Consider the following 4,601-nt stretch of genomic DNA (forward strand, 5'->3'; position numbering starts at 1 on the left):
GGCTGGCATCCTCGGCGCCGTCATCATCATGCCGATCGTCGCGGTGATCTGGGCCGTCTATGCGAAGCTGAGGAACATCGACCCGCCGATGACCACGGACGAGATGTCGGCGATCAAGGCGAAGGTCGTCGCCGCGCGAGAGCACATGATCGCGAAGGAGTGAGGTCGTGAGCGTGATCGCGCGCGCGACTTCTCCGCGCGGTGAGGTCGCCCTGTCGATGCGCGACGGCGGTGTGCTCGAGCTGCGTGTGGCCGGCACCTTCGTCATGGACACCCAGGAGACGAGTAGCGAGCGCGCGCTCGCTCGTGTGGTCCTCGACGGCGTCTCGCACCCCGGTCGGGTGTTGGTCGGTGGTCTCGGGCTGGGTTTCACGACGGCGGAGGTGCTCTCCGACGAGCGTGTCCAGCAGGTCGATGTGGTGGAGATCGAGCAGGCCGTGGTCGACTGGATGACCGACGGCACCGTCCCGCACGGACCGGACCTGCTCGCCGACCCGCGCCTGAGCATCCACGTGACCGACGTCCTGACCCATCTGGGCGCGACCGCCCGGGCGAGCTACGACGTCGTGCTCCTCGATGTCGACAACGGACCGGGCCAGCTGGTGCACCTGCCCAACCAAGCCCTCTATGGGCGGGGCGGCCTTGCACTCGTGCGGCGCGCGCTCAGGCCGGGCGGTTCGCTGGTGGTGTGGAGCGCACACCCGGCGCACGCTCTCGAGACCGAGCTGCGCACCACGATCGGCAGCGTCCGCACGGTGCGGATCCCGGTGCGGCTCGCATCGCGAGACGTCGAGTACTGGGTCTACGCCGCAACGCGGTAACCTCGGCTCGTGACCGATCGTCGTTGGCGCTATTTCGTGGTGGCTCTGGAGGGGCCCGCCGCGCACTGACGCCACGACTCCTCCAGAGCCACCCCCGGGCAGAGACCACTGTCTCTGCCCGTCGCCATGTCAGGCGGGCTCGAGGGTCCGCCGGAAGGGACCCCCATGTCCGTCACGGAGTTGACCGAGGCCCGCACCTCGGACCTGCACGTCTCGCAGATCGAGCCGTTGCCGAGTCCGCGCGAACTGCTGGACGAGCTGCCCGCGAGTGCTGCGGCGCTGCACCACGTCGAGCGCTCTCGTGCTGCGGTGCGGGCCGCGTTGCTCGGGATCGATGACCGGCTGCTCGTGATCGTGGGCCCGTGCTCGATCCATGACGTCGACGCCGGACTGGAGTACGCGCACCGGCTCGCTGGCGTGGCGGAGCGGCTGCAGGACCGGCTGCTCGTGGTGATGCGCACCTACTTCGAGAAGCCCCGCACCACGGTCGGGTGGAAGGGTCTGGTGAACGACCCCCATCTGGATGGCAGCCACGACATCGCCACCGGGCTGCGGCGTGCGCGCCGATTCCTGCGGGACGTGGTGGATCTCGGGCTGCCCACGTCCACCGAGTTCCTGGAGCCGATCAGCCCGCAGTACCTCGCGGACCTGATCAGCTGGGGGGCGATCGGGGCGCGGACGGCGGAGAGCCAGATCCATCGTCAGCTCGCCTCCGGGCTGTCGATGCCGATCGGGTTCAAGAACGGCACCGACGGCAGCCTCGACGTGGCGATCGACGGCTGTACGGCAGCGGGCGCGGCGCAATCGTTCCTCGGGATCGACGACGACGGGCGTGCCGCGCTGGTGCGCACCTCAGGTAACCCCGACGCGCACGTGATCCTGCGCGGCTCCAGCAGCGGGCCGAACTACTCGGCGGAGCATGTCCGCGCCGCGGCGGAACGGCTGCGGGCGGCGGCAATGCCGGCTCGCGTGATGGTCGATGCCAGTCACGGCAACAGCGGTAAGGACCACGTGCGGCAACAGGCCGTGGCGCACGAGCTCGCCGAGCAGATCGCCGCCGAGCGCGTGACGGGTGTGCCGACCGTGGCCGGTGTGATGCTGGAGAGCTTCCTGGTCGGCGGTGCACAGAAGCTCGACGCGCGCCCTGGACGTCCGGAGCTCACCTATGGCCAGAGCGTCACCGACGCCTGCATGTCGTGGGACGCCACGGTGGAGGTGCTCAACCATCTCGCCAAGGCCACCACTCCCTGACCCTCCCCCTCCCCGCGAGTGGAGGTCATCGGTGGCCACCCGATGGTGCTGCTTGACCTCGACCCGCGGGGCGGGGGCTACTGGAAGTCGCGGGAGCGGCTCGGGACGCGCAGGCTGAGCGGCTCGATGCGTTCGGCCATGAGGTTGGTGACGCCGTCGGCGTGCTCCACGGTGCCGCGGATCACGAGTGCGGCGCTGCCTCGGGCGACCTTCCGGTGCCGCCCCCACACGCCGGCGGAGCAGATGACGTTGAGCAGCCCGGTCTCGTCCTCCAGCGAGAGGAAGGTGACGCCACCGGCGGTCGCCGGCCGCTGCCGGTGGGTGACCACGCCCGCTACCGTGATCCGGCGGCGGTTCCCCGCTGCCGGAACCTGCGCGACGGTCAGCACCCCGGCGGCCTCGAGCTCTGCGCGGCGGAACTGGGTGGGGAAGGAGTCGGTCGAGAGCCCGGTGGCCCAGACGTCGGCGACCGCCTGGGTCACGGGATCCATGCCCGGCAGGTCCGGGACGTCCAGGCCCACGGCGGTGAACGGCAGCGGCTCCTGCACGAACGCCCCGTGCCGCTGACCGCCCTCACCCGCCAGCGCGCCTGCCAGCCACAACGCTTCCCGGCGGCTGTGATCGAAGCTCGCGAGCGCGCCCGCCGTGGCCAGCGACTCCAGCTGGGCGGCCGACAACCCCACCCGACGGGACAGGTCGGCGACGTCCGCGAACGGTGCCCGTTCCCGTGCGGCGACCAGCCGCTCGGCGGTCTTCTCACCGATGCCCCGGACCGGGGCGAGGCCGAGACGCACCGCCAGCCCACCGCCGTCGGGCATGCGCTCCACACACGCCTGCACCTGCGAGAGGGCGACGTCGGCACGTTCGACCCGCACCCCGTGGCGGGTGGCATCGGCCACGAGCGAGGCAGGCGAGTAGAAGCCCATCGGCTGCGCGGCGAGCAGTCCGGCGTAGAACGCCTCCGGGTGGTACACCTTCAGCCACGAGCTGGCGTAGACGAGGTAGGCGAAGCTGAAGGCATGCGACTCGGGGAATCCGAAGTCGGCGAAGGCCTTCAGCTTGTCGAAGATCTGCTCGCCGATGTCGGGGCCGATTCCGCGCGCGGCCATACCGTCAAGGAGCCGTTGGTGCAGCGCCTCCATGCGCTCGATCGAACGCTTCGACCCCATGGCACGGCGCAGCTGGTCGGCCTCGGAGGGCGTGAAGCCGGCGACGTCGATCGCGATCTGCATCAGCTGCTCCTGGAACAGCGGCACGCCGAGCGTCTTGGACAGCGCGGGCTCGAGCAGCGGGTGCAGATATGTGATGGGTTCGCGGCCGTTCTTGCGGTTGATGAAGGGGTGCACGCTCTGGCCCTGGATCGGGCCGGGGCGGATCAGCGCGACCTCGACCACGATGTCGTAGAACTCCCGCGGTCGCAGCCGCGGCAGCGTGGCCATCTGCGCGCGGGACTCGACCTGGAACACGCCCACGGTGTCGGCGGCGCAGAGGAGGTCGTACACCGGGGGATCGTCCTGCGGGATCGAATGCAGACTCACCTGCACGCCCTCGATCTCGTTGACCCACGTGAACGCCAACCGGAGTGCCGTGAGCATGCCGAGGCCGAGGAGGTCGAACTTGACGAGGCCGGCGTCGGCGCAGTCGTCCTTGTCCCACTGCAGCACGGTGCGGCCGGGCATGGTGGCCCACTCGACCGGGCAGACGTCGATGACCGGACCCTCGCACAGCACCATGCCGCCCGAGTGGATACCGAGGTGGCGCGGCAGCCGCAGCATCTGCTCGGCCATGTCGACGACGTGGACAGGAATGTCGTCGGTGTCCCCGGTGGCGGCCGCATCGACCTCAGGGCTCGGCGTCCACGGCCCGTCGCGGCGCAGCCGTTCCTGCTCGCTCAGTCGTTCGTGCTCGACGGCGGTGGGCTGGCTCGGCCTGAGGCTCCCCCAGCGTTCGATGCCCTTGGACCAGGCATCCTGCTGGCCCACGTCGTAGCCGAATGCCTTGGCGGCGTCGCGCACGGCGGAGCGGGGCCGGTAGGAGATGACGTTCGCCACCTGGGCGGCGTGCTGGCGTCCGTAGCGTTCGTAGACGAACTGGATGGCCTCCTCCCGACGGCGGGACTCGATGTCCACGTCGATGTCCGGATAGCCCGAACGCCCCTCGGAGAGGAATCGTTCGAACAACAGCTTGTAGCGCACGGCGTCGACCGCGGTGATGCCGAGCGCGTAGCAGACGGCCGAGTTGGCGGCACTCCCCCGCCCTTGGCAGAGGATGTCGTTGCGGCGGCAGAAGTCCACGATCTCGTGCACGATGAGGAAGTAGCCGGGGAAGCCGAGGCGCTCGATGATGTCGAGCTCGCGGTCGATCATCGCGTAGGCGCCTGGCTGCCGTTCGGCGTCGCGGGGGCCGTAGCGCTCACGCGCGCCCACCTCGGTGAGGTGCCGCAGCCAGGTGGCCTCGGTGTGCCCCGGTGGGATCGGGTGCGGCGGCAGGTTCGGGGCGACGAGCCTGAGGTCGAAGGCGCACTGCTCG

3 protein-coding genes are annotated in these 4,601 nt (G+C 70.2%); 2 read left to right on the forward strand and 1 reads right to left on the reverse strand.

Features of this window, described 5'->3' with window-relative positions:
• Positions 1–167: 167 nt before the first annotated feature.
• Entirely contained in the window at positions 168–821 is a 654-nt protein-coding gene (locus ACOJSN_RS05805; protein ID WP_420111561.1) for a spermidine synthase, read from the forward strand.
• A 165-nt stretch (positions 822–986) separates the two neighbouring features.
• Positions 987–2,072, forward strand: coding sequence for a 3-deoxy-7-phosphoheptulonate synthase (locus ACOJSN_RS05810; protein ID WP_420111562.1), 1,086 nt, complete (start codon positions 987–989; stop codon positions 2,070–2,072).
• A 77-nt stretch (positions 2,073–2,149) separates the two neighbouring features.
• Here ACOJSN_RS05810 and ACOJSN_RS05815 read toward each other — a convergent pair.
• The coding region (locus ACOJSN_RS05815) for an error-prone DNA polymerase (protein ID WP_420111563.1) at positions 2,150–4,601 on the reverse strand (2,452 nt) is incomplete at its 5' end.

The organism is Pseudactinotalea sp. (assembly GCF_048594945.1).
In the GTDB taxonomy this organism is placed as follows: domain Bacteria; phylum Actinomycetota; class Actinomycetes; order Actinomycetales; family Beutenbergiaceae; genus Pseudactinotalea.